Below are 23,309 nucleotides of genomic sequence, written 5' to 3' on the forward strand. Positions count from 1 at the left end.
CTTAGCGGCACACGGCGGAGAGCTGGCTGAGCGCCTGCTGCTGGCTCTCCGGCGGCAGACGATACTCGGCTACGCAGCCGGCATCCGGCCCGTCTCCCCACTTCACCTGCACCCGGCCGGCCAGCGGCATCCCGCTGAGGTAGACCTGGCCGTTATCGGCGACAATGCTGCCGCTCTGATTGCTCGCCGAGGTCACCATGGCGCCGAACGGCACCGGCTTGCCGTTGCGGGTGAGGGTCATCAGCAGTTTCATCCCGACGTGGGCCTTGAAGTCGGCGCGGACGATCGCGCCATGGGTGGGCACCACGCTAACCACGGCGTCGTCAAGATCGACGTTGTCGGCGAGGGTGTTGGTATCCAGCGCCACCCGGTTCTCCCGGTACTCGGTGGCGTAAGGCAGCACCGCGTAGCCGCGCCAGTCGGTGCGCACGCCGGTCTGATTCTCCACCTTCACCTTCTCCGCGCCGGGCGCTTTGATAAGCACCACCGTGTCGTTCAGCGGCTGGCTTAAGGTCACGCCGTTGGCGTGGGCCAGCACGCCGCCGCTGACGCCGTAGTAGAGCTGCTTAAAGCCGTCGCTGCGGCTGTAGCCGACGTTGGCGTTGCCGTAGCCGCCGCGGTAGTTCAGGGCGGTATAGCCCGTGCCGCCGCTGCTGCCGGCGCCGCCACCTGCGTAGCCGGTCTGCACGCTGTAGCTGAGGTTGTTATCCTCCAGCAGGGTGCCGTAGAGCCCGGCGAGGTTGGTCATCCGGCCGTCGAGATCGTGCGACATGCTGTAGCTGGCGCTGGCGTGACGCCACGCGGATTTGCTGTCCGAGCGCAGCCAGTGGCTGAACGGAATGTTGACGTTGACCGCCAGCATCTGGTCGCGCCCCTGCTGCCAGGCGTTTTTGGTCAGGCTGTAGCTCAGCGTCCAGTTGATATCGTCCACCGCGGCGTTGAGCCCGGCCTGTAGCTGCTGGTCCGCCTTGCCGGTTGACCAGTAGGTCTGATGGCTGCCGCTCATATAGAGCGTGGCGGTGCGCCCCAGCTGCTGGGTGACGCTGGCCTGCACCCGACCGCGCTTGCTGTAGGCGAGGTTGTAGTAGTCGGTGAATTTGGGCTTCACCTGGATAACGCCGTCCTGGGTCTCGACGTCGTAGCCGCTCATCCGGCTATAGGTGGTATCGGCAAAGCTGTAGTAGCCCCGCGTGGAGTAGCGGTAGCCGACCAGCTGAATATTGGTGCCGATTTCGTTAAGCGATTTGTTATAGAGGAAGCGCAGCGACTGCCCCTGATGGTTGCTGTCGTCCGGCAGGGTGGCGTTTGCCTGGGTCACGTCCAGCGACACGGCGCCGAACTCGCCCATGTTTTTACCGACGCCGAGGTTAAAGGCGCGGTAGCGGTCGGCCAGCTGGGAGCCGCCGTACAGCGTCCAGCCCGCCGGCAGGCCGTGGAGCAGCGTTCCCTGGAAGAATTTCGGCTTCTCCTGCTGGTCGTTGCCGCTGCGGTATTCCCCCGCCGTCAGGGCGAAGCGCGAATGGCCCTCGCGCTGCAGCACCGGCACCGTTGACCACGGCACGGTGAAGACCTGGCGGGTGCCGTCGGTCTCTTTGATGGTGACCTGCAGATCGCCGCCGTTACCTGCGGCATAGAGATCGTTGATGGTGAACGGTCCGGGCGGCACCGTGCTTTGGTAAATTTCGTAGCCGTTTTGCCTGATCGAGACCTGCGCCGTTCCCCGGGCAATCCCGTGGATGACCGGGGCGAAGCCTTTCTGGCTGTCCGGCAGCATATTGTCGTCAGAGGCCAACTGGGCGCCGCGGAAGTTGATGCCGTCGAACACGTCGCCGTTGGTATAGCTGTCGCCGAGCGTCAGGCGCGAGCGCAGAGGGACAATATCCCGCTCCAGCCAGCTGTTGACGTGCTGCCACTTATTTTCGTTGCTCGATGAACCGCCGCCGCTGCTGTAGCTCCAGGTGGTGTTATCGCGCAGGCGCCAGGCACCGAGATTGAGGCCGCTTTGCAGATTAAGGTAAGCATAATTGCTGCTGCCGCCAATATCGTTGTGCACGTTGTTGCCGGTGAAGTTGTAGTTCAGCAGCCCGGCGTTAATTCCGTCATCCCAGAGTTCAGGGGGAATATAGCCGCGCGCGCGGTTGCCCATAAAGGCCTGGGGAACGGTCAGGTACAGGCGCTGCTGGCCGACGTCGAAGCGGCTGGTGGACTCTTTGATCAGGGCGGCGAGCGGTACGCAGGCGTCGGCGGCCAGCGCCTCCATTCCCGCCACGGCGGGCGTGTTGACGCCCATGCTCGCCAGCTGGCCACGCGTGAGGCAGGGCGCGAGGCGATGATCCTCTTCCCCGGCCTTAAAGGTCACGTCGCGGGTGGTCATAAAGCCGTTGTTCAGATAAATATCGACCCGATAGGTGCCGGGCGGCACCTCCTGTCCCTTCTCGAAGTTCGAGAGGTCCGCCACCGCCGCCGGATCGTCAGCCAAAAAACGCGGGTTAAAATAGAGCTCCGCCCGCGCGGAAAAGGCCTGGGTGGCCAGCGCAAGCAGCAGCGGGAACTGCACCAGCGGCCCCGCTAAACGCGGGGCATGACGCCGGGTGCGGGGAGAAACCAAACGGTTCGGTCCATATTTCAGATGTGACATAATCCCTCCGGTCCGAAGTCGCCCGGCTGTCAGTTCTTATTATATTTCAGGGGATAACGCTGGTTTCCCCGTAGCTATTGCGCGACGCCCTTCATCCGCGGGGTCAGCGCGCCGTAGTCGTTAATCGTCCGCCAGGAGATCTCGCTGCCGGCGCCCGGCGGTAGCTTCACCGAGGCTTCGCCCATTGGCGGAACCAGCGCGTTTTCCAGCACCCGTGTTCCGGCGTTGAGTTCGGTCACCGTCAGGTAGTAAGGGGTAGGGTTAATCAGCGTGAGGGTGTTTGCGCTGCGGCGAAAGCGCAGCTTCTCCGTCGCCTGATCCGGCGAGAGCGCCAGCTTAGCCGGGCGATAGTAGAGCTTGATGCGGCTGATAATCGCCAGCTGCAGGGTATTGTCGCTGAGCTTCGATTTATCCATCGACGGGATCGCCTTAACGTTCATCCAGAACAGGCTTTCGCGATCCTGCGGCAGCTGATTGTTGGTGGCGTCAATGATCCGCAGGGTGTTCTCTTTTTTACCCTGCATGGCGAACAGCGGCGGGGTGATAACAAAGCGTCCGTCCTTCTGACCGTCGGCATTTTCTACCCACGACTGAATCAGATAGGTGCTGTTGTCATCGTTGTTGGTTACCGCCAGCTGGACCTGCTTTTGCCCGGCAGGATAGATAACCCTGGTGGCTCCCAGCGCCACGCCCGCATCGGCAGCGGTGCTAAACCCGGCGGTGGCGATCATCAAAAAGCCCGCCACCAGGCTTTGCGTCATCCCCAGTCTCTTTCTCACGTTTTCCCCTTTTATACTCACCGTTGATTCCTGTATCCGGTATGCCTGCTGGCTGGTTACTGATAGGTCAAAGCAAACCAGGCCTGAGCGTTCGCGGCTCCGCCGGTCACCTGACGTCCGGTCGCCCGATATTTGGCGACAAAATGTAGCGTGGTCGGTCCGGTATACAGCCGTGACCAGGCCGCCGGTGGACTATTGAGCGGGATCGGATGGTCCTCGCTGTCAAACAGCGCCACGCCGACGCCGGTCGCGATGCCTGGGCCTTCGCCCACCGAGAGCACGTCCGGATTTTTGCCGTCAGCAACGCCGTGAAAGGTCACTCCCACCCGCTGGCTGACCGCGGTGTTGCAATCCTGCAGATGGATAGCGAAAGGAACGGGGTGAGTATCTTCGCCTGCTGAATGAAACCGATTGCTGCTGATTTGCCCCATCTCGACCGTCAGCTGACGGTCGCCTGCTTCCACGCGGCAGGATTCGGCGATGATCACGCCCTGGAAACGCATGCTGCCGCCGGGCAGGGTGACGTTCCACTGGTTACCGGCCAGCGCCAGCGGCGGCAGCAAAACGATCAGCAGACCTGATTTCATTCCTTGCATCGTGATTACCCCAGTCCTGTATGGATAACGGGCCTTCCTGGCCCGACGAGCATCCGTGCGTGATGGTGAATTACTCGTACTGAACTTTGAAGGTCGCGTCGGCGTTAGCGGTACCGGCAGTTGCTGCGCCGGTCGCGTAGTAGCGAGCCTGGAACGGAATGATGTTGGTGCCGTCGTTCAGCGTGGTGGCAGCACCGAAGGTTGCGCCGTCGAGCGCCAGCGCGGTGCCGGTGCTGTCGAGGATCTGGACGCCAACGTTAGTTGCGCCGCCGGCTGCAGAGTTTTGCAGCGCCAGTACGGTGGTGTTGGTGCTATCGACCGCGGTGCCGGAGAAGGCAACGGAGGCTTTAGTCGCAACGGTTGTATCGCAGTCGTCCAGCTGGATGTTGAAACCAACGGCGGAGCTGGTGCTGCCCGCGGTAGCGAGTTTGGCTGAACGCACCTGGCCCAGCTGCACGGTTTGATCGATAGAGCCGGCGTCTACTGCACAGGCTGCGTTGACCACTTCCCCTTTAAAATGCACTGTCCCGCCGTTTACCGTGGTGGTATCGGCCAAAGCCGCCGCGGAGCTCAGGGACAGGGCTGACAGAACAACGATTGCCAGTGTTTTGATTTTCATGTTGTTTTCCTTTAAACAATGTCGATATTACGAACCGAAATTGGCAGTCTTTGTGCCTTCCAGGCATTCCATATGTCAGCCGAATGGTCCGACTGCCGGCTCTGCTCAGTTTTTGCCCCAACGATGAGTCAATTGGGGCCATTTTGACTCATTGGATTAAAGTACTGAAATTAGGGGGTTTTAAGGCGTAGTTTTGAACTTAAAGTTCTTTGGTATTCTTTTTTGTGGTTTTTTATGCTGGATTTTTATTTTTAGTAGCGTATACGGAGTGGCTGAGTCAGCGGAGAGGACAAGGCGAGGTTACGAATCGGATGGAAATGAAAGTAAATAAATGTCGGAGTAAAAAGTGTTTTTAATCAATTAGATATTTATTATTTTTGGAAATATATGCACTTGCCGGTTGCAAAAGATTACAAAACATTTTTATGATATAAACAGTTTGGCCCCAATTGACCTATTCATTCACGAAATTTATCTTATTTATCAAAGTAATAATTTATTTCTTCTGCTCAGGGATACTTTTATCCAGCAAATTATTTCTTTCCCATAATCCGGCAAAACGCGCCGCGTTGCTGGCGGTATAGCGTACCGTATGGCGAATATTGCGATGTCCCAGATAATCCTGAATCAAACGCGTATCTGTCCCTCTTTCGGCGAGCTCGTAGCCGCAGGCGTGGCGCAGCATGTGCGGATGGGTGTGGGTGGCGGTTCCGGCCTCTTCGCCGGCGCTGCGGATAATACGATACGCCTGCTGCCGTGAGAGCTGGGTGCCGCGGCGGGAGATAAAAATAGCGTCGGTGCTTTGCGCGGCCTTCCAGCCGGCGCGAGCCCGGGTCCAGCGCTCAATGGCCTCCAGTTCGTCAAAGCGCAGCGGGTGGATGGTTGAAAATCCGTTCTTCAGCCGGCGGACGTTGATGCGCCCCTCGCTGAGGTCAAGATCGCGGTAGTGCAGGTTGAGTAGTTCACTGATGCGCATGCCGTGGCGAAACGCCAGCAGGATAAGACAATAATCACGTTCGCCGGTGGGCCCGTGGCGAACGGCCAGCATCATAGCCTGAACTTCTTTACCGGTAAGAAAACGACGTCGATTCACAATACATTGCTCCTGTATTTTATTTACACCAGAACCTCAGCCTGAAAAAACGTTCAGGCTGATGAAAAAATAATCCGCGATGTTAAAACCGTATTATATGAAGGTATTTAATTTCAAAAAGGCGATCACATTACATTTACACATAGCGAAAATAGCGCCACGCGATAATTCTTATTTTTATGGATTTTATTCAATACCACAATAGAGCCGCCGGCAATCATTGCCAGGTTCATAAAATCAAAAGGGAAAAAGTTATTGCGGGCGATATGATAGATGAAAAAATAGTTCGCAAGCATTTAAAACGCGTGCGCCGGGCTATTTTATTGTCCCGCTTTACCCTCGCCAGCGCCGGTGCAGTGCCCGGAGTTTCCGCGCCCTGCGGGGCGTGCGTCGCGTATCATCCCCCCGCTACCGCGCGGATGATTCCGCACCTTCCGGGTCCAATAGGCGGCAATCGTTACGCGCGGTTATAAATAGCGAACGGATATCCGGAATATATACAGGGATATCGCGATTTGCTTGTTTATTGTTGAAATAAGAACTTGCGGGAACATTAATCGCAATTAATGCATGGTTAATATTTATTAATGTTTCCCGCGGCGGCGGCACATGACAACGCCCTCCCTGGCGTTGGCGGAGATTACTGGATAAGGCTAACGCGCTGCTTCTCTTTCGCGTTGTCCCAGATACCGTAAAAGCGCCCGGCGTTACTGGCGGTGTACCAGACGGTATGGCGGATATTACGATGTCCGAGATAGTCCTGGATTAATCGCGTATCGATTCCCATATTGGCTAACGCAAATCCACAGGAGTGGCGGAGCATATGCGGATGTATTTCCAGCGACAGTCCGGCATGGTCTCCGGATGACGAAATAATTTGGTAAAACTGCTGGCGAGAAAGGGGATTACCTTTACGTGACAAAAATAGCCACTCGCTGTCGCTATCGGGATAGCTGCTACGGATCTCCAGCCAGTTTTTTAATGCCTGAATCTCTTTATTCAGTAACGGGTGGGTAGTAGAGAATCCTTTTTTCAGACGATGAATATAAATACATTTTGAACGGAGGTCGATATCGGATATTTGCAGGCGGCATATTTCACTGGCGCGCAGTCCGTGAATAAAACACAATAACGTCAGGCAGTAGTTACGCGCGGCATGCGTTCCCGTATTAGCTGCTTTCAACAGCGACTCTATTTCGGCTTGAGTCAGGAAGTTCCTTTTTTTGATATCGGTATTGTTTTTCATTATCATCCCTTTTAATTGCAGGCATACATTACGTTCTGGCCATCGTCAGCAGGCCAGTTTTTACATCCGACTGTAATGTTTAATCGTTAATTTTACCTTTCCGCTGTACTTTTAGGGCGCAGGAAAAGTATTCCAGCATATATTTCTGCCGGGTCAGATCATTACGTTTGCGATAATGAGTGAAGCAGAAAGTATCCCCGCGTTCGGGGCGCGATGGCTTCATTGAGAGCGACGGGTAGTGTTTTTATCTCTTTGAAATAATACGTTTTTCCTGGTGGCTTTAGCGTCCGGTTCATCCTGATTTTCTCCTGATTATGCGCTCTATAAATAGAGAGGCATAGGCTATGGGTCGGGGTCTCTGCTGACTCATAGTACTGTAATAATTAAACTCCCGGCGGGCTTGCCATCATTCCATGACGGAGAGTTCAGGCCGCGTACCGCAGATGAATATTGCGTAAATGTCCCGCAGCTTGCGAAGAACGATATCCACGCCGGATAGCATTGACTGCATCACTACAACAGCGCCTAAACCATACTGCAAATTTCAGGCGGAGAATAGTAATAATAAGTAAAGCGATATGTGTGGCGCCGGCGGTCAATTATTTACGCCGTTGGTGAGCAGGAAACTCTCGCGGCGTCGCTGAGCCAGCCGCTCATCTTGTTTACGGTTTGTTTGGAATTTTTTGGAGCCATCTGGAATTTTGGTGCCAGTTGTTTTACGCCGGAATAAGCGTGCTGGTTTTATCGGGTTTTTTGAAGTGATTATTACTCGCACCTGAAACGCGATGTTTGATCCGCTTTACAGGCTATTTCATGACGCCGGATCCCCCTCGGAAGGCTGACGGAAATAGCGCTGGCCGCTGCGCGATAAATTCACGCCGCGGCCTCAGGGATTAAACGCTCGGGGCAATATTGATCCTTTTTCGCCCGCGCGGCACGGTTATTTTAGCTGCTCGTAGAATAAGAACAGGGCAATTATCACCATGATGATGCCGGAAACGACGCTGACCCTTTGCGCCGCCAGGGGGCGAGCGCCTAATACCGTTTTCGAACCGTAGCCGACCAGCAAATAGATAACCGTGCAGGTTATCAGGTGCAGGCAGCCCAGCGCCGACATCTGCATCGCCACCGACCAGCTGCCGTGCGGATCGGTAAACTGCGGCAGCAGGGCGAGAAACAAAAGAAAGACTTTTGGATTCAGGCCGCTAATGCAAAGCCCTTTTATCGCCCAGCCCTGCCAGCTATCCGTCCGCCCTTCGGCGGCCGACGGTGCCGACGGATGGCGTAAAATTCCGATACCGAGCCACAGCAGATAGCCCGCGCCCAGCAGCGTGATGGCCGACAGCGCCAGCGGATGTCCGGCGATCAGCACCCCAACCCCGGCAACCACCACGAGGGTGGCCAGCAGATGCCCGGACATCAGTCCTGCCACGGCAGGAACTACCCGTCGCCCGTCGATCCCGGCGCTGATGGCGTAAGCCCAGTCGGCCCCCGGCGTGACGATCAGCAGAAAAGAGACCAGCCAGAAGCTCGCGATAAAACTCATTTCCATAGCGGGCTCTCCCCACCGTGGTTGGATCCATTGTGCATGGCGATTGCGCTCAAACTCTTGCGAAAAGTTACCCGCAAGAATATCGGGAATGATGCGCAATGAGCTTTCAATGTTATGCTTAAAACCCCTTTTAAAAGTGAAAATCTTCCAAATGGACAGCATAGATCGAAAAATTCTTGCCGAGCTGCAGGCCGATGGCCGCCTCTCGATAACCGAACTGGCGGAGCGGGTCAATCTCAGCCTTTCGCCGTGCCATCGGCGGCTGCGCGCGCTGGAGCAGGACGGGACCATCGCCGGCTATCGCGCCAGCCTGGATCCGGTAAAGATGGGCTTTAACTTTATGGCGATCGTCTTTGCCACCTTAAAAGAGGGAGATAAGCGGGCGGTGAGCGCGTTTGAAGAGGCGGTCGAAGAGATCCCGCAGATCGTGCTGGCGCAGCGCCTGTTCGGCGATCCGGATTATTTGATGCACGTGGTGACCCGCGATCTGCCGGCGTTCCAGAAACTATACGATGACAAGCTCTCCGCGATGCCCGGCGTTCAGCACCTGCGATCGACCCTGGTGATGAAAACCGTGGTGCAGGATCGTCCTTTTCCGCTGGAGAGCCTGAACCCGTCGCGATAGCGCCGTTGAAAGCCTGGTGAGTAAGAGGAGAGGGGGAAGAGGAGAGAGGGGTGCGGCGGGGAGATCAACGGGCGCGCGGTCGCGCCCGTCGGGCGGCGCTTAGCCTACCACTTCTCGTTGCGCGCATCGTGGCGGCCGTCGCGACGGTTCTCGCGCTTATCCTGGCGGCAGCCGGCGTTGCTTTTGTTGTCGTCTCTTACGCACTGCTGTTTGGTCTCTCGCCCGTCCTGGCGCGAGTCCTGGCGGATATCGCGAGCGTCCTGGCGGTTATCGCTGCGGTAGGTTGCGTGGGCGGAGAGCGCGGGCAGCAGCAGCGCGGCGGTGACCAGAGAGAGAATGATTTTTTTCATAAACTAGCCCTTCAAATAAAAAAACAAACCGACATATGAATAATATTTAACCGCTATTGTGACCGGGGAATATTTTTTCGCTGTCGTAAAAAGTGCTTTGTTATCAAATAGTTTGTTTAAAATTAAATTTGAACGGACCCTCAGTCGGCGAAGGTGGCGTCAACGGCCGCTAAGCCTATGACGCCGAACGGTCATTTCGCTATGCCGTCTGCTGCTGACGGCGCGCGGCGGGCTGGCGGATGCTCATCAGGGACAGCAGCGCCAGCAGGGCAAAGGTGAGCAGCATCAGGGCGATCGGCACGTAGCTGTCCCACGTCATCAGGAAGGCGACCGCCAGCATCGGGCTAATGCCGCCGGAGATCACCGCGCCGATTTCATGCCCCAGCGCCAGGCCGGTATAGCGCACCTCCACCGGAAAGAGCTCCACCATCATGCACGGCTGGGCGGCGATCATCGCCCCGTGGCAGACCGGCAGCGCCAGCAGCATCGCCAGCAGGATCGCCGGGAAGCTGTGCATTTGCAGCAGCCAGAAGAAGGGGAAGGCCACCAGCGCCATCCCGATCACCCCGGCATAGTAGACTTTCTTGCGCCCGATGCGGTCCGACAGCCAGCCCCAGCCGAGGATGGTGGCGATCTCCACCGCCATGGCGATGGTGACGGCGGCAATGGTCTGGCTGGTATCGATGCCGATATGCTTGCAGTAGACCACCGAGAAGGTGAAAAAGATGTAGACCGCGCCATTCTCCGCCAGCCGCAGGCCGATGGCCTGTAAAATGGCTTTCGGATGATGTTTAAAGGCGGTCAGCACCGGCAGAGGCTGCTCCGCCGGCTGCGTTTTACGGGCAACGAACTCGGCGTTCTCCTCGATGTTGCGCCGGATATAGACCCCAACGAGGAAAATAAACAGGCTCAGCAGGAACGGAATACGCCATGCCCAGGCCAGCACGTCCTCCTGGGGCAGCAGCTGCACCAGATAGAAGGCGAGGGAGGAGAGCACAAAGCCGCCGGAAACCCCCACCTGGCTCCAGGCGGTGTAGTAGCCCTTCTGGCTTTCCGGCGCGTTCTCGCTCAGCATCAGCACGCCGCCGCCCCATTCCCCGCCGGAAGCCACGCCCTGCACGAAGCGCAGGCTGATCAGGGCGATCGGTGCCAGAATGCCGATATGCTCGTAGGTTGGCAGCAGGCCGATCAGAAAGGTGCTGGCGCCCATCAGCGTCAGGGTGATTATCAGCGTCATTTTTCGGCTGTACTTATCGCCCAGATGCCCGAAGGCGATGCCGCCCAGCGGTCGGGCGATAAAGCCGATGGCGAAGCCGGATAGCGCCAGAAACGCGCCGAGCAAAGGATCGTCGGTTGCCGGAAAGAACAGCGGGCCGAAAACCAGCGCCGCCGCCGTGCCGTAGAGAAAGAAATCGTACCACTCCAGTGAGTTACCGAGAAAAGAGCCAATAATCAGTTTGCGCATTGATTGCGGCTTGCCTGGCGTCATATCGTTCGCAGCTCCGGACATTGCGTGAACTCCACTACAGGTGAAAGTGGGCGCCAGCGAGCGGGCGCCGGGTAAACGTCGCGATGGGCTATTTTTTAGTTATGGCGCAGCCTGGCTGAGGGCCTCGGCGCTAAGGGTATGAAACCGGCGGTTAAACCACACCAGGCCGTCGCCGGGCTGGTCCTGGCGAATCTGGCGGACCTCGCAGTAAAACACGCTGTGGCTGCCGACCTCATGGCTGGCGCTAATCGTGCAGTCGACGCTGGCGACGGCGGAGGCCAGCGCCGGCGAGCCGGTTTCCAGCGCCAGCCACTGCTCGTGCTGAAAACGCTCCTCCGAACGCAGCTGGCTGTTGGCAAAGATTGCGGAAAGCGCCTGATGCCGTGCGGAGAGCACGTTGACGCACAGAACGCCGTTCTCTTTAAATTTGCTATGGGCGAAGGAGGAGCGGTTCATGCACACCAGCAGGGTGGGCGGAGAATCGGTGACGCTGCAGACGGCGGAGGCGGTAAAGCCAAAGCGTCCCGCCGGGCCGTCGGTGGTGATAATGGTAATGGCGCTGCCCAGCTGCGCCATGGCGTTACGGAAATCAGATGTCAGGTTCATAGCGGTATCCGTTATTTCAGTTTGACGTATTCGAAGCCTTCGATAACCAGACGCGGGCTTTTGGCCCGCGAGCAGCACAGCAGGATCTGGTCATTATCTTCGCGTTCTTCAGCGGTTAAATACTCGTCGCGGTGATCCGGCACGCCGCCGCAGACGTTGGCGAGGCAGGTGCCGCAGACCCCCTGCTCGCAGGAGACTTTGACCTTAATCCCCGCCTCTTGCAGAGCGGCGACGATGGTTTGCTTCTCGGCGACGCTGACGGTGAGGCCCAGCTCCGGCACCTCCACCTCAAAGCGCTCGCCGCCGGTTTCGACTTCGCGGTTGAAATACTCCTGATGCAGCTGCCCGGCGCTAAAACCGCAGCCCCGCGCGGCATCGGCTATCCACGTCATAAAGCCTTCCGGGCCGCAGACGTAGAGGTGTCCCGTCCGATGGTGCCCGGCCAGCACCTCGGCGGGACGCACCTTGTTCCCCTCATCGCTGATATGCAGCCGGACGTGTGCGCTGAAATGGCAGTCCGCCAGCTCGTGCAGAAACGCCATGCTCTCCCGGCTGCGGCCGCAGTAGTGGATCTCAAAGGATTTCCCGGCGCGGAACAGCGTATCCGCCATCGCCAGCATGGGGGTGATGCCGATCCCGCCGCCGATCAGCAGGCTGTGTTCGGCTTCCATGTCGAGCGCAAACAGGTTGCGCGGCTGGCTAACGATCACCGTCTCGCCCACCGCCAGCCGATGGGCGGCCAGCGACCCGCCGCGCGAGGCGCGATCCTTGAGGATCCCCAGACGGTACTGCTGCGGGTGATGGGCGCTGCCGCACAGCGAGTACTGACGCACGATCCCATCGCCGAGGTGAAGGTCGATATGCGCCCCGGCGCTAAACGGCGGCAGGGCGCTCCCGTCGACGGAAGCCAGCGTCAGCACCGCGACCTCGGTGCCCTGCATTTCGCGTTCTGCGACGCGGACGATCAGTGTTTCAGCCATCTGTGTTCTCCCCCCTTGCGGGGCCTAGCGCATGTAAATGCCGCCGTTGATGTCCCAGGTCGCCCCGGTGATAAAGGTGGCGGACGGAGCCGCCAGCAGCTCGACCGCGCGGGCCACCAGCAGCGGATCGCCGAGGCGCTTCATCGGGATCATCTCCAGCAGCGCCGGCATTTTGTCGGCCCCCACCGCGGCGTGTACCGAGGGGAGATCCAGCGGGCCGGGAGCGATGGCGTTAACGCTAACCCCGTCGGCGCTCAGGGCGCGGGCGAAGACTTTGGTCAGGGTCAAAATGCCGCCCTTCGAGGCCGCGTAGTGGGCGCCGGAGGCGGTGCCGCCGTTTTGCCCGGCGAGGGAGGCGAGGTTGATAATGCTGCCCCTCTTGCGCTGGCTAAAGTAGCGGCCGAGGATCTGGCAGCCGAGGAAGGTGCCGCGCAGGTTGGTACTGGTCACCCTGTCGAACTCCTCCACCGAGATCTCCATGATCGGCGTGGTTAGGGTGAGCGCGGCATTGTTTACCAGCACGTCCAGTTCGCCAAAGCGCGCGCCGATCTGCTCCAGCGCGGCGCTGAACTGCGCGGGCTGGCGAATATCCAGCGCCAGCGGCAGCAGGCGCGCTTCGCCGCGGTCAATCTCCTGCGCGCTAAGGCGCGCGGCCTCGAGGCTGAGATCCGCCATGGCGACCTGATAGCCCTGCTGCCACAGGTGGCGGCTGATGATCTGGCCGAGGCCGCTGGCGGCGCCGGTCACGAGTACGCTTCGTTTCATAGGGACCTCACAGGATGTAGCCAATGCTGTGCAGGAAGTCGTCGCCGTTAATCAGGCGGACCACCTTTTGCGCGATCAGGAACGTCTCGCCCTGCGGCTTAAGGACGTAGCTCAGGTCGGCAACATAGTGCTGCTCGTTGCCTTTGCGGTATTCATAGAGGAACTGGGCGCAGCGGATCTCCACGTGCTCCTCGTCGGCGGATAGCAGGCGATGGCGGCCGGTCATGCGGACGGTGCGCGCCCGCGGCGTGGTGGAGATAGACTCCCCGCTGTACAGGCGGTTCACGCGCTTTTCGCGCATGGCCTGGTTGTCGTAGGCGTAGTTCAGGGTGTTGGCAAAGTCGGTGGCCTGCTGGTCGACGGGAATGATATACATCCCCTGCGGCTGCCAAAGCGTCAGCCACTCGCGGAATTCGCCCTGATCGAGCAGGTCCGCTTCGAGATTAATAAAGTGAACGGCGGCGTTGAGGATCGGCTGTGGGTTCATTTTTGCCCCCTGTTCTCTGCGGTCATGTAGCGTTTCCACTGCTGATAGGCGGCACGCATGCCGGTTTCGGCGCTGACGTCGCCGCGCAGGCCGTCGGCGGTGCGTGTTTCTCCCGGCAGGCCGCGGTTGAGCATGATCCACAGATCGCTGCCCGCGCCGCCGCCGCGCTGCACGCGCTCCCAGGCCTCGGAGTCATCCGGCGTGCCGAAGCCCATCGGCCCCTGGAAGTGCTCATGCATCCGCAGGCGGGCCTGGTTAGCGATGGCCGGGCCGTCCTTCATGGTCAGCACCACGTGGTGAATTTCAGTTTCCTCGACCGACAGCGGCTGCAGCACGCGGAAGAAGGCCATGGAGCAGGCGACGTTGGGGAACAGGTTGAGGTTGAAGCCGCTGCCGCCGACCGCGCGAACGATCCGCCGCACCTGCTGCTCTTCATGCCCCTCTTCGCGCAGCCCCTGCGCCAGCTCGAGGAAGCGCTCGGGGATCGGCGCATCGAGATTTTCGTCGAGATCGATAAGCTCAGGGATCATCACCATCACGCTGTGGCCGTTGCCGAGATCCTCGACGAAACCTTTGCCATCCACAAAATTGAGCATCTCTTCCGTTTGCTTATCGACCGAGCTGAGGAACGACTTGTGCACGATGGGGAAGTGGTAGCCATCGGTGGTGTTTTCCAGCTGGATTTTCCAGTTGCCCGGGAAGCGGAAGCGGTGGGCGGTGGTGGCCTGTAGCGGGTAGCCGGCGCCCTGTTTCATAAACAGATCCATCCACTTCATCGCCGGGCCGAGGAAGTCGGTCAGCGGCTCTATCTGCGGGTTGAAGCTGGCGAAGATCATGCCGGCGTAGCTCTCCGTGCGCAGGCGCACCATCCCAAGCTGGTCCTTTTCGAGGGTGTCGCCGTAGCTTTCCGGATGCGGAACGCCGCGCAGGGCGCCGTCCAGACCGTAGCCCCAGCCGTGGTACGGGCAGGTAAAGCCGTTGGTTTTGCCGCTGCGGTGTTCGCAGACGGTGGCGGCGCGGTGGCGACAGCGGTTGAGCAGGACGTTAATCCCGCCTTTGCGATCGCGCACCACGATAACCGGCTGGGTGCCGACCATGGCGGACTTAAAGCTTCCCGCGTCGGGGACTTCGCTTGCATGGGCCACCCACACCCAGGTGCGGTTAAAGATCTTTTCAACCTCGAGGGCGAAGATATCGCTGGAGGTGTACAGCGAAGTATGCACGCGGTCTGACTGCACCAGCGCGCCCAGCGCGGCCGGGCAGTCACCGGGCAGGAGGTTCTTAACAGGGATCGTTTCGGGTATCGACATTGCTCAATCTCCAGGCGTTATTCTTGTGCTTCTCTGGCGGGTACGGGCAGATCGGCGGGCGAGTGCCAGCCGTCAACCGGGCGGCTGAACAGGTTTCGGGTGGTGAAATGTTCAATCAGCCAGCGCTCATCCGTTTTTTTAAAGCGAATCACCAGCTCGGCGCTGTTTAAATGCGAGCCGCCGGCGCGAAAGGTGGACGCCTGCAGCATTTTCCAGCGTCCGCTGGCGCTATTCTCGGCGTCGATATCGATATATTCCGCAGTCAGGTAGTGGACGTTAATGGCGAAGTGGGAGGGCTCGATAATATAGCGCGCCATCATTTCGGCTATTTCCTGGCGTCCGCAATAGCGCCCCAGCTTGCTTTGATATAAATCGCCAACCCCTTCCCAAATCGCCTCTTCGCTAAATAAGTCGGCAATCTGTCGGGCAATATCCGGATGGCTCAGGTCATCGCATAAATGCATATATTGACTGATGAGATGGCGTATTTGGTCGGCGGCTTCGAGCTTTTCCAGCCGCTGCAGCAGCGTGTGTATAGTATTCATCGGCTAGGCCTGGATAATCAGTTCTCGCCCGGTACGGGCTTCGACTTTGCAATATTTCCACAGCCGGTCCGGGCCGCCGCCGACCTGCACGCTGCGAAACAGATTGCAGGCGGCGGTAACCGCCTCGAAATCCCGCGCGTCGGCCAGCACGTAGGTGGTCCACGGCCAGCCGGTTGAGGGCCCGACCATCGTCCGGTCGTCATCCATATTGCCGATGACCGTGACGCCGTCGACGTTGGCGATGCCGTTCATCATTTCGCCGAAGGCGGCCCACACCTGCTTGCCCACCTCCGGGGTTGCGTCAAAAAAGTTCTGGTTTACGCCGATGCAGAATAAAACGCGGATCATAGTGAGTCTCCTTATAGGGTTACAGGTAGCCGGGCAGCGGCGGGTGGCCGAAGAACATGTTGCCGGCATTGATATAGGTCAGCTCGCCCATAAAGGCGTGCTGGGTGATGACCATCGAGTCGCGGGCGTAGCGCTGCAGCGGGCTGCGCATGGCGATCCCCGGCATCCCGGCCAGCTTCAGCGCGCGGGTGGTGACCGAGGAGGAGACGCGGGTAATATGCGTGGAGGAGAGGCGCAGCGCGTTGATGGCCGCTTCGCCGGGCTCATCGCCGCGCAGGATGGCCTGCCAGACGTCGTCAATGGCGTCGTAGAACCAGCAGCGCGCCGAGCGCAGCTCCGCCTCGCAGTGGGCGATTTCCATCTGCGCAAACTGGCGATCGGCGAGGCAGGGCGCGCCGGTAACCGAACTTTGCCGCTCGGCGATGGCGTAGACTTCGCTCAGCGCGGCGCGGGCGATCCCCAGCGCGACGACGGACAGCACCTGGGTGGCCAGCGACAGCACCGGATAGCGGTACAGCGCCCCGTCGAGGTTGAGCGCGCCGCCGCGGATAAAGGTCCACTCCGCCGGGACAAAGGCGTCGCTGAGGATCACGTCATGGCTGCCGGTGCCCGCCAGGCCGACGCTATTCCATACCGGGTCGATGGTGAAGCGGTTCGCGGGCAGCACCGCGATACGCGGCAGCGGGCGGGCCGAACCGTCGTCCGGGAGGATGCCGACGCCGATAAGCTCGGCCCCGGTACAGCCGCTGGCGAAGCTCCAGCGGCCGCTGACGCGAAAGCCGTCGTCGAGGGTGGCGGCCTTTTGCGGTGGAAAAATGCCGCCGGCAAAGACCACGTCCGGGCCGCGGCGGTAGATCTCATCGAGGGTAGCGAGCGGCAGGCCGCCGAGATAAAACGGGTTCATGCCGAAGCTGGCGACCCAGCCGGCGGAGCCGTCGGCGGTGGCGATGGTTTCCACCAGCTGGCAGAATTCCGCCGGCGATATTTCGTCGCCGCCGTAGCGTTTTGGCACCAGCGCGCGGTAAACGCCAATCTTTTTAAAGTGTGAAATAATATCGTGGGAGATATATTTCTGCTGCTCAAATTCCTCGCTGCGTTTTTTTAAATCGCCGAGAAGTTCGCTTAATTCACTATTCGTGGCGTGCAGCGTCTTTTCCGCACGTGATATTGCAGATGAATGTAACATGCGACTTAGCCTCTTCCAGTTAAAGAGAATAAACTTTTATATCCGCCGTTATTCGGCTATCCCCGCCGTCTGGATTAATAAGAGACGGGGAACCTTTGGGACTATTATTATATTTAGCCTGTGGGTCTGAATTTTATTTCAGTTTTGCCAGCAGCGATTCGGCAAAGCTGAGTAAAGCGAACTCTCTGTTTTTCCCGCCGACTATCTGCAGGGCGACGGGGCGCTGGTCTATTTCGCCAATCGGCAGGGTCAGCGCCGGATGGCCGCTTAAATTAAACGGGCGCACCAGCCGGGTCAGATTGACCACCCTGAGCGGATCGGCCGCCTCTTGCAGGGTGGGCGGCAGCGCCGGCAGGGTCGGCAGTAAGATAAACGGCGTCTTTGCCAGCTGCGCGTCGACGGCACGGGTGAACGCCGCACGCACCTGCTCGGCCGCCTGCCGCTGTGGCGGGCTAATATCCGCCCCGGCGCGGATGCGCAGCGCAACGTCCGCTGCCAGATCCGGGGCATCAACGATGGCGTGAAACGCCTGCCAGTTTTCCTGGCTGATGATCGTCAGCCCGGCCTCGTGCGCCTCGCTAAATCCCGGCAGGGTTACCGCTGACGGCGCTACGCCCGCCTGCGCCAGACGCGCGAGGATCAGCCGGTCAATCTCCTCGCTGGCGAGGCCCGAGATAAAGCCGGACTCGCTGCGCTGTGCCGGGAACAGCGCCGCCGTTTCCCCCAGCGCCTTCTCAAGAGCCGAACGCAGGGTGGCGATCTCCCGGGCGAAGAAGCCGACGCAGTCCAGCGAGCTGTGGGCAGGAATAACCCCGTCGCGGCTCACGCGTCCCCAGGTTGGCTTCAGGCCGACCACGCCGCAGCAGGCGGCGGGCATCCGCACCGAGCCGCCGGTGTCGGTGCCGAGAGCAAAATCGACCTCGCCTGCGGCGACCACGGTGGCCGATCCGCTGGACGATCCGCCGGGGATCAGCGCCGGGTAGTGCGGGTTAAGCGGTGTCCCGCTCCACGCATTAATGCCGGTAACGCCAAAAGCCAGCTCGTGGAGCGTGGTTTTGCCCTGCAGCCGACAGCCGTTCTCCAGCAGCCGCTGAATCACCGCGGCGTGCCTGCTCGCCGGCGGGGCGGCCTGCAGCACCGGGCTACCGGCGCGGGTTGGGTGGCCGGCGATATCAAGCGTATCTTTGGCCGCAAACGTCAGCTCCCCGGCGCCCAGCGTAAAGCGAGAGATAAACCCGGAACGAGACGCGGTAATACCGGTGCAATGTTGCTTAGCCATGGTTCACGTTTCCGTTTAGCGATAACCTGAAATGAGTCGGTTGTATGAAAAATACACCGCGCTGGACCTGAGATAATCTTGTCATTAAAACTTGAAACTTCAAGTAATTTGTAACGTATTTTTCACATCATTTTTAGCTATAAGAACATTTTATAAACAAAAAATATTTTTTAATGTACTGATTTTTATTGGAATTAATGTGAGGTTATATTTTATTCTCTTGATGCGGGTCACAAAATAAAGCGCAAAATATAAGTTAAAAAAATGATAAAAAAGCGTGCGAAAAACGAGGGGTAAGGCGGGCAGGCGATAATAGCCATTGGCTTAAAATGGTTATTGTCGCCGCGTCGGAAAGGGAATTAATCGTCGAGGTTGTGCAGAAGCAGGGAGAGCACGTGGTTCATTTTCTTCTCCTGCGCCGGGGTAATCCCTTTGAACGCTTTGGTGAAGACCTTTTTGCTCAGGACCTGCGCTTGCGCCACCTTGGCCTCGCCGGCGGGGGTGAGCTCCGCTTCGGTGACGCGCCCGTCGCTGGCGCTGACGTGGGTGGTCAGCAGGCCATCGTCGCGCAGGCGGCCGACAATCTTGGTGACGGTGGGCATTTTGCTGACGGCGTATTCAGTGATGCGGGAGATGCTGGCCCGGTGGTACTGATGAACCAGCATCAGCACCCGAAAGCGCGAGAGGTCGATGTCGATTTTTTTTAATTCGACTTCCATCTGCTGGGTATACTTTGCATAGACGTTGACCACCCAGAAGAAGGGGAACTCTTCTTTGTGGAAGCGGCTTTCGTGGCTGTCTGGTCGCTCGGAAGCGGTATTGTGTTCCACAAGCATCTCCTTGCCTGACGACGATATATTGGGGCAGATGTTATGCGTATTTAGCGGGTATTGCAAAACGCAATATCCCCGTTATTCAGCGTGCTGGCGGAGGAAGAGCCTCTCCCTCCGGGCGGAAAATTCAGATTCACTCAATGGCGAAAAATGATGACAACTCGCATTCTCGCGCGCGACTGGCGCCTGCTGTCGCTGGGGCTGCCCGCGCTGGCGTTACTGTGGTGCGGCTGGGGGCTCCATGCGCACTGGGGCGCATTTATTCAGTGGTGCCTGGCAACGCAAATCACGCTCCACCGCTATCTGGTGATGTATCTTTTGCAGCTCAACAACCACCAGTACAGCGGCGGTGTATGGCTGCTGGGCGGGGCGTTCCTCTACGGCGTGCTGCATGCCGTCGGGCCGGGACACGGAAAATTTATCGTGACCACCTATCTCAGCACCAATAAGGAGAGCCTGCTGGCGGCGAGGGTGGTGCCGTTTCTCGGCAGCCTGATGCAGGGCGCGTGCGCCATTCTGTTCGTGTTTATTCTGGCGGTAGGGCTCAACCTTGCCTCCGGCGATCTCAGCACCAGCCGCTGGTACGTCGAAAAAATCAGCGCGCTGATGGTCGGTGCCTTCGGCGTATTTATTATCTATCAAACGCTTAAAAGCCTGCGGCCGCGAAAGCTAGCGATCGGTACGCTGACGCCATTGCATGACCATAGCCCAAACTGCGGCTGCGGCCACCACGGCGTCGGGCGCGAGCTGGCGCAGGTGGACTGGAAAACCCGGCTCGGGGTGGTGCTGGCAATCGGCGCGAGGCCCTGCAGCGGGGCGATTATGATCCTGCTGTTTGCCAACGCCCTGGGGATCGTCAGCTGGGGAATTGCCGCGGTGATGGCCATGTCGTTGGGGACGGCTCTGTCGATCCTCGGCCTGTCGCTGGCGGTACGCTACGCCCGCGAACGGGCGGTCGGCCTGTTTGCCGGCAGCGGCGGGCGCCTCAGGCTGCTGGTTCCGGCGGTGAAGATTGCCGGCGGCATCATCCTGATTCTGTTTGCCTGCGTGCTGTTCCTGACGGTGATCCCGATCAGCGCCAACGGCGACTATATCGCCGCCGGCTGCTAGTCCTCTTCCAGCAGGCGCATCAGTCCCGCCAGCGCGTCGTTCAGCCGCTGGCGCTGCTCCGCAGTGAGTCCCGCCAGCAGCTGGCGTTCGTTCTCGACGTGCGTTTCAACCGCGCGATCGATGCGCTCCCGCCCCTCTGGCGTCAGGGCCACCAGCATGCTCCGCGCATCCTGCGGATTCGCCAGCCGGCATATGAACCCCCGTTTTTCCAGCGCCTTCAGGCGGTGGGTCATGGTGCCGGAGGTGATCATCAGCGTCGAAAAAAGCTGGGTCGGCGAGAGGGTAAACGGCTCTCCCGCCCGGCGCAGGGTCGCCAGCATGTCAAATTCCCAGCGCACCAGATCGTGGCGGATAAACGCCGCCTCGACGCGCGGCTCCAGCAGCATGGCGCAGCGCTTCAGGCGGCCAATCGGCCCCATCGGGCTACAGTCAAGATCGGGACGCTCCCGCTTCCACTGTTCAAGAATGCGGTCTACGGCGTCTGTTTGCGGTGATTTGTCCATTCGTGCCCACTTACCTTGATATCAAGATATCTGTCGATACATACTCTGCTGACTAATTTACCTTGATGTGAAGATAAAATCATGACCTTTCTCTCGCGCTCGCCCGTTTTTGACCTGCTGTTGACCGCCCTGGCCCCGGCCATCTGGGGGACGACCTATATTGTCACCTCGCAGCTATTGCCGGCGGACAGGCCGTTTATCGCGGCGCTGCTGCGGGTGCTTCCGGCGGGGATCGCCCTGTTAATCTGGTGCCGCCGCTTTCCTCTGCGCAACGAGTGGTGGAAGCTGGTGGTCACCGGGATCCTCAATATTGGTGCCTTCCAGGCGCTGCTGTTTATTGCCGCCTATCGCTTGCCCGGCGGGCTGGCGGCGGTGATCGGCGCCATTCAGCCGCTGCTGGTGATGCTGCTGGCCTGGTCCGTGGACAGGCAGCGATCGCCGTGGATGGCGGTTGCCTCGGCCTGTACCGGCATTATAGGCATGGCGCTGCTGCTGCTCTCTCCGCAGACGGTGCTGGATCCGCTGGGCATCGGCGCGGCGTTTTTAGGGGCGGTCAGCATGGCGCTGGGAACCTGGCTCTCCCGCCGCTGGGCGATATCGCTGCCGGTGGTGGCGCTGACGGGCTGGCAGCTGCTGATTGGCGGTGTGGTGCTGGCGCCGATTGCGCTGCTGGTCGATCCTCCTTTACAGCAGGTGACCCTGATCCAGGCGGCGGGCTATCTGTGGCTGTGTGTGGCGGGGGCGATGCTGGCATACGGTCTGTGGTTCCGCGGGATTAGCCGCCTCTCGCCGGTGGCGGTCTCGGCGCTGAGCCTGCTGAGCCCGGTGACCGCGGTGCTGTTAGGCTGGATTATTCTCGGGCAGAAGATTCAGGGGCTGGCGCTGGTGGGGCTGGTCGTGGTGCTGCTCAGCGTGCTGTCTATTCAGCGTGCGCTAACAAAAAAGGCCCCATAAAGGGGCCCGACATTGCTGCATGGTTATTGCGCGGCGGGAGCCAAACGGGCCGCCTTCAGGCGGCCAGTCCGGCAGCTCCCTCTGCAACCATTCTTTTATTTGGACAGCTCGGCGGTCATATGAACCTGGTTACCGGTGTAGGCTTCGGTAATGTGGTAAGACGCGCCCTGATCTTTAGCGATGGTAGCGATTTTCGCTTCCGCGCTGTCCAGAGTATCTGCGGTCACGCTGACCGGGTGCTGAGCGAAGCTAGCAAAAGAAACCAGGGACAGCATACCGGCGGCGGCAAGTAATTTTACGTTTTTCATGGTGTTTTTCCTTTTAACTTTACAGGTGGAAAGCGCTGCGCTTTCGATGGGTTTATAATAAGTCTGCTAACTATAACGTGCGTTGCAAAAAGTGCGATTTAGATCACACTTTTGTGCCATTAAGATGACGCTCAGGTAACGTTTCAATGTTGCGTAATCAATAAAAACAGTTAGTTGCTGAAGAGAGCTGTGATTTATTGCTGCGGAAAAATAGATGCCGACGGCGCGGAGATTTTTCTTCCTGCGGGCTTTGGGTATTGTTTTGGTGAATGTATTGGCGGCTTTTTAACCAGAGTGGCGCGGGCAATACTTCGTCCGCCGACGAAGCATCTGCGGGGCGGGGGGCATAGAGTGGCGGCACCGCTGAATAAATAAGGATGACACAATGATTGCCGTACTCTTTGAAGCCGAGGTGGCGCCGGAAGGCCAGGCGCGCTATCTGGCGCTGGCGGCGGAGCTTAAGCCGCTGCTCAGCACTGTCGATGGTTTTATCAGCATTGAGCGTTTTCAGAGCCTGACGACGCCGGGGAAAATTCTGTCGCTTTCCTGGTGGCGCGACGAGCAGGCGGTACTGGCCTGGAAAAATAACCTCGCCCACCGGGAGGCTCAGCAGGAGGGTAAGGAGAGTATCTTTGCCAACTATCAGATTCGCATTACCCGGCTGATGCGTGAATACGGCGCGCAAAAAGGCGCTGAAAGAGGCGAGGATCGCGGTCATGTATGATATTTATGTGATTCTGCCCAATCGTCCGGGCGCGCTGGCGCTGCTCGGGCAAACGCTCGGCAACGGCGGCGTGGGCCTGGAGGGCGGCGGCGTCTTCACCGTCGATGACCGGTGCCACGCCCATTTCCTGGTGGCCGACGGCGAGCGCGCCAGGACGGCGCTGGAACGGGCCGGGATCCCGGTGATGGCGGTTACTCAGCCGCTAATTCGCCGCCTCAAGCAGGAGCAGCCGGGAGAGCTGGGCGCCATCGCCCGGGCGCTGGCCGCGCAGGGGGTCAATATTTTGACCCAGTACAGCGACCATGATAATCGCCTGATTCTGGTTACCGATAATTTCCCGCTGGCGCAGGAGGCGACGCGCCGCTGGGCCACGCACGCGTGAGG

Annotated in this window: 26 protein-coding genes; 5 read left to right on the forward strand and 21 right to left on the reverse strand. The window is 59.2% G+C overall.

The genetic code is table 11. From position 1 onward, the window contains the following. Nucleotide 1: 1 nt before the first annotated feature. The 7 genes from HCK03_RS04480 to HCK03_RS04510 all read right to left on the reverse strand — a co-directional run bounded on the left by HCK03_RS04480 (nt 2) and on the right by HCK03_RS04510 (nt 8,523). Nucleotides 2-2,638, reverse strand: coding sequence for a fimbrial biogenesis usher protein (locus HCK03_RS04480; RefSeq protein WP_167691193.1), 2,637 nt, complete (start codon nt 2,636-2,638; stop codon nt 2-4). 74 nt (nt 2,639-2,712) lie between these two features. Beyond that, nucleotides 2,713-3,438, reverse strand: coding sequence for a fimbria/pilus periplasmic chaperone (locus HCK03_RS04485; protein WP_071844980.1), 726 nt, complete (start codon nt 3,436-3,438; stop codon nt 2,713-2,715). Between the two features lie 35 nt (nt 3,439-3,473). After that, a complete protein-coding gene (gene fimI / locus HCK03_RS04490; RefSeq protein ID WP_041147095.1) occupies nt 3,474-4,013 on the reverse strand; it encodes a type 1 fimbrial minor subunit FimI in 540 nt (179 codons plus the stop codon). Between the two features lie 70 nt (nt 4,014-4,083). After that, entirely contained in the window at nt 4,084-4,632 is a 549-nt protein-coding gene (gene fimA / locus HCK03_RS04495; RefSeq protein ID WP_045857312.1) for a type 1 fimbrial major subunit FimA, read from the reverse strand. Nucleotides 4,633-5,128: 496 nt separating this feature from the next. Continuing rightward, nucleotides 5,129-5,725, reverse strand: coding sequence for a tyrosine-type DNA invertase (locus tag HCK03_RS04500; protein ID WP_123552024.1), 597 nt, complete (start codon nt 5,723-5,725; stop codon nt 5,129-5,131). Nucleotides 5,726-6,365: 640 nt separating this feature from the next. Next, nucleotides 6,366-6,971, reverse strand: a complete 606-nt coding sequence (locus tag HCK03_RS04505) for a tyrosine-type DNA invertase (protein ID WP_041147093.1) — start codon at nt 6,969-6,971, stop codon at nt 6,366-6,368. A gap of 940 nt (nt 6,972-7,911) precedes the next feature. Beyond that, nucleotides 7,912-8,523: a LysE family translocator gene (locus tag HCK03_RS04510; protein ID WP_041147092.1), complete on the reverse strand. Its 612-nt coding sequence runs from the start codon at nt 8,521-8,523 to the stop codon at nt 7,912-7,914. A gap of 151 nt (nt 8,524-8,674) precedes the next feature. Here HCK03_RS04510 and HCK03_RS04515 point away from each other — a divergent pair, with 151 nt between their 5' ends. Further along, nucleotides 8,675-9,148 (forward strand): Lrp/AsnC family transcriptional regulator, encoded by a 474-nt coding sequence (locus HCK03_RS04515; RefSeq protein WP_041147735.1) that lies wholly within the window; start codon nt 8,675-8,677, stop codon nt 9,146-9,148. A 104-nt stretch (nt 9,149-9,252) separates the two neighbouring features. Here the strand turns inward: HCK03_RS04515 and HCK03_RS04520 are convergent, their stop codons facing one another. The 12 genes from HCK03_RS04520 to HCK03_RS04575 form a co-directional block, all read right to left on the reverse strand. Further along, a complete protein-coding gene (locus HCK03_RS04520) occupies nt 9,253-9,498 on the reverse strand; it encodes a hypothetical protein (protein ID WP_076945902.1) in 246 nt (81 codons plus the stop codon). Between the two features lie 199 nt (nt 9,499-9,697). Next, on the reverse strand, nt 9,698-10,963 hold the full coding sequence (locus HCK03_RS04525) for an MFS transporter (RefSeq protein ID WP_167692390.1): 1,266 nt from the start codon (nt 10,961-10,963) through the stop codon (nt 9,698-9,700). Between the two features lie 123 nt (nt 10,964-11,086). Beyond that, nucleotides 11,087-11,593: a flavin reductase gene (locus HCK03_RS04530; RefSeq protein ID WP_045857321.1), complete on the reverse strand. Its 507-nt coding sequence runs from the start codon at nt 11,591-11,593 to the stop codon at nt 11,087-11,089. A gap of 11 nt (nt 11,594-11,604) precedes the next feature. Next, a complete protein-coding gene (locus HCK03_RS04535; RefSeq protein ID WP_167691194.1) occupies nt 11,605-12,573 on the reverse strand; it encodes a PDR/VanB family oxidoreductase in 969 nt (322 codons plus the stop codon). Nucleotides 12,574-12,597: 24 nt separating this feature from the next. Continuing rightward, on the reverse strand, nt 12,598-13,338 hold the full coding sequence (locus tag HCK03_RS04540) for an SDR family NAD(P)-dependent oxidoreductase (protein WP_041147087.1): 741 nt from the start codon (nt 13,336-13,338) through the stop codon (nt 12,598-12,600). A 7-nt stretch (nt 13,339-13,345) separates the two neighbouring features. Further along, on the reverse strand, nt 13,346-13,825 hold the full coding sequence (locus HCK03_RS04545) for an aromatic-ring-hydroxylating dioxygenase subunit beta (protein ID WP_167691195.1): 480 nt from the start codon (nt 13,823-13,825) through the stop codon (nt 13,346-13,348). Then, nucleotides 13,822-15,129: an aromatic ring-hydroxylating oxygenase subunit alpha gene (locus HCK03_RS04550; protein ID WP_206110947.1), complete on the reverse strand. Its 1,308-nt coding sequence runs from the start codon at nt 15,127-15,129 to the stop codon at nt 13,822-13,824. Before HCK03_RS04550 ends, HCK03_RS04545 begins: the two co-directional genes overlap by 4 nt. A 23-nt stretch (nt 15,130-15,152) precedes the next feature. Further along, entirely contained in the window at nt 15,153-15,680 is a 528-nt protein-coding gene (locus tag HCK03_RS04555) for a nuclear transport factor 2 family protein (protein ID WP_167691196.1), read from the reverse strand. 3 nt (nt 15,681-15,683) lie between these two features. Next, complete coding sequence (locus HCK03_RS04560; RefSeq protein WP_041147083.1) at nt 15,684-16,028, reverse strand: hypothetical protein; 345 nt, start codon at nt 16,026-16,028, stop codon at nt 15,684-15,686. A gap of 19 nt (nt 16,029-16,047) precedes the next feature. Then, complete coding sequence (locus tag HCK03_RS04565) at nt 16,048-17,214, reverse strand: acyl-CoA dehydrogenase family protein (RefSeq protein ID WP_167691197.1); 1,167 nt, start codon at nt 17,212-17,214, stop codon at nt 16,048-16,050. Between the two features lie 133 nt (nt 17,215-17,347). Further along, complete coding sequence (locus HCK03_RS04570) at nt 17,348-18,493, reverse strand: amidase (RefSeq protein WP_167691198.1); 1,146 nt, start codon at nt 18,491-18,493, stop codon at nt 17,348-17,350. A gap of 359 nt (nt 18,494-18,852) precedes the next feature. Then, nucleotides 18,853-19,323 (reverse strand): MarR family winged helix-turn-helix transcriptional regulator, encoded by a 471-nt coding sequence (locus tag HCK03_RS04575; RefSeq protein ID WP_041147733.1) that lies wholly within the window; start codon nt 19,321-19,323, stop codon nt 18,853-18,855. 156 nt (nt 19,324-19,479) lie between these two features. Here HCK03_RS04575 and HCK03_RS04580 point away from each other — a divergent pair, with 156 nt between their 5' ends. Next, nucleotides 19,480-20,436, forward strand: a complete 957-nt coding sequence (locus HCK03_RS04580) for a nickel/cobalt transporter (protein ID WP_115191965.1) — start codon at nt 19,480-19,482, stop codon at nt 20,434-20,436. On the opposite strand, the gene HCK03_RS04585 is transcribed toward HCK03_RS04580, so the two are convergent. Continuing rightward, nucleotides 20,433-20,939, reverse strand: a complete 507-nt coding sequence (locus HCK03_RS04585) for a MarR family winged helix-turn-helix transcriptional regulator (protein ID WP_115191966.1) — start codon at nt 20,937-20,939, stop codon at nt 20,433-20,435. The two genes, HCK03_RS04580 and HCK03_RS04585, sit on opposite strands and share 4 nt — an antisense overlap. Nucleotides 20,940-21,020: 81 nt before the next feature. On the opposite strand from HCK03_RS04585, the gene HCK03_RS04590 reads away from it, so the two are divergent. Then, nucleotides 21,021-21,893, forward strand: a complete 873-nt coding sequence (locus tag HCK03_RS04590; RefSeq protein WP_041147079.1) for an EamA family transporter — start codon at nt 21,021-21,023, stop codon at nt 21,891-21,893. A 95-nt stretch (nt 21,894-21,988) separates the two neighbouring features. Here HCK03_RS04590 and HCK03_RS04595 read toward each other — a convergent pair whose 3' ends face one another. Further along, complete coding sequence (locus tag HCK03_RS04595; RefSeq protein ID WP_015585822.1) at nt 21,989-22,201, reverse strand: YdgH/BhsA/McbA-like domain containing protein; 213 nt, start codon at nt 22,199-22,201, stop codon at nt 21,989-21,991. A gap of 385 nt (nt 22,202-22,586) precedes the next feature. Here HCK03_RS04595 and HCK03_RS04600 point away from each other — a divergent pair, with 385 nt between their 5' ends. Both HCK03_RS04600 and HCK03_RS04605 read left to right on the forward strand, forming a co-directional pair. Then, nucleotides 22,587-22,925: an antibiotic biosynthesis monooxygenase family protein gene (locus HCK03_RS04600; RefSeq protein ID WP_115191967.1), complete on the forward strand. Its 339-nt coding sequence runs from the start codon at nt 22,587-22,589 to the stop codon at nt 22,923-22,925. Continuing rightward, the gene (locus HCK03_RS04605) at nt 22,918-23,307 is read left to right on the forward strand and encodes an amino acid-binding protein (RefSeq protein ID WP_041147077.1); all 390 of its coding nucleotides are present in this window, start codon (nt 22,918-22,920) and stop codon (nt 23,305-23,307) included. The genes HCK03_RS04600 and HCK03_RS04605 overlap by 8 nt, the downstream gene beginning before the upstream one ends. The last annotated feature ends 2 nt before the right edge of the window (nt 23,308-23,309 follow it).

This window comes from Klebsiella terrigena, from assembly GCF_012029655.1.
GTDB lineage: Bacteria > Pseudomonadota > Gammaproteobacteria > Enterobacterales > Enterobacteriaceae > Klebsiella > Klebsiella terrigena.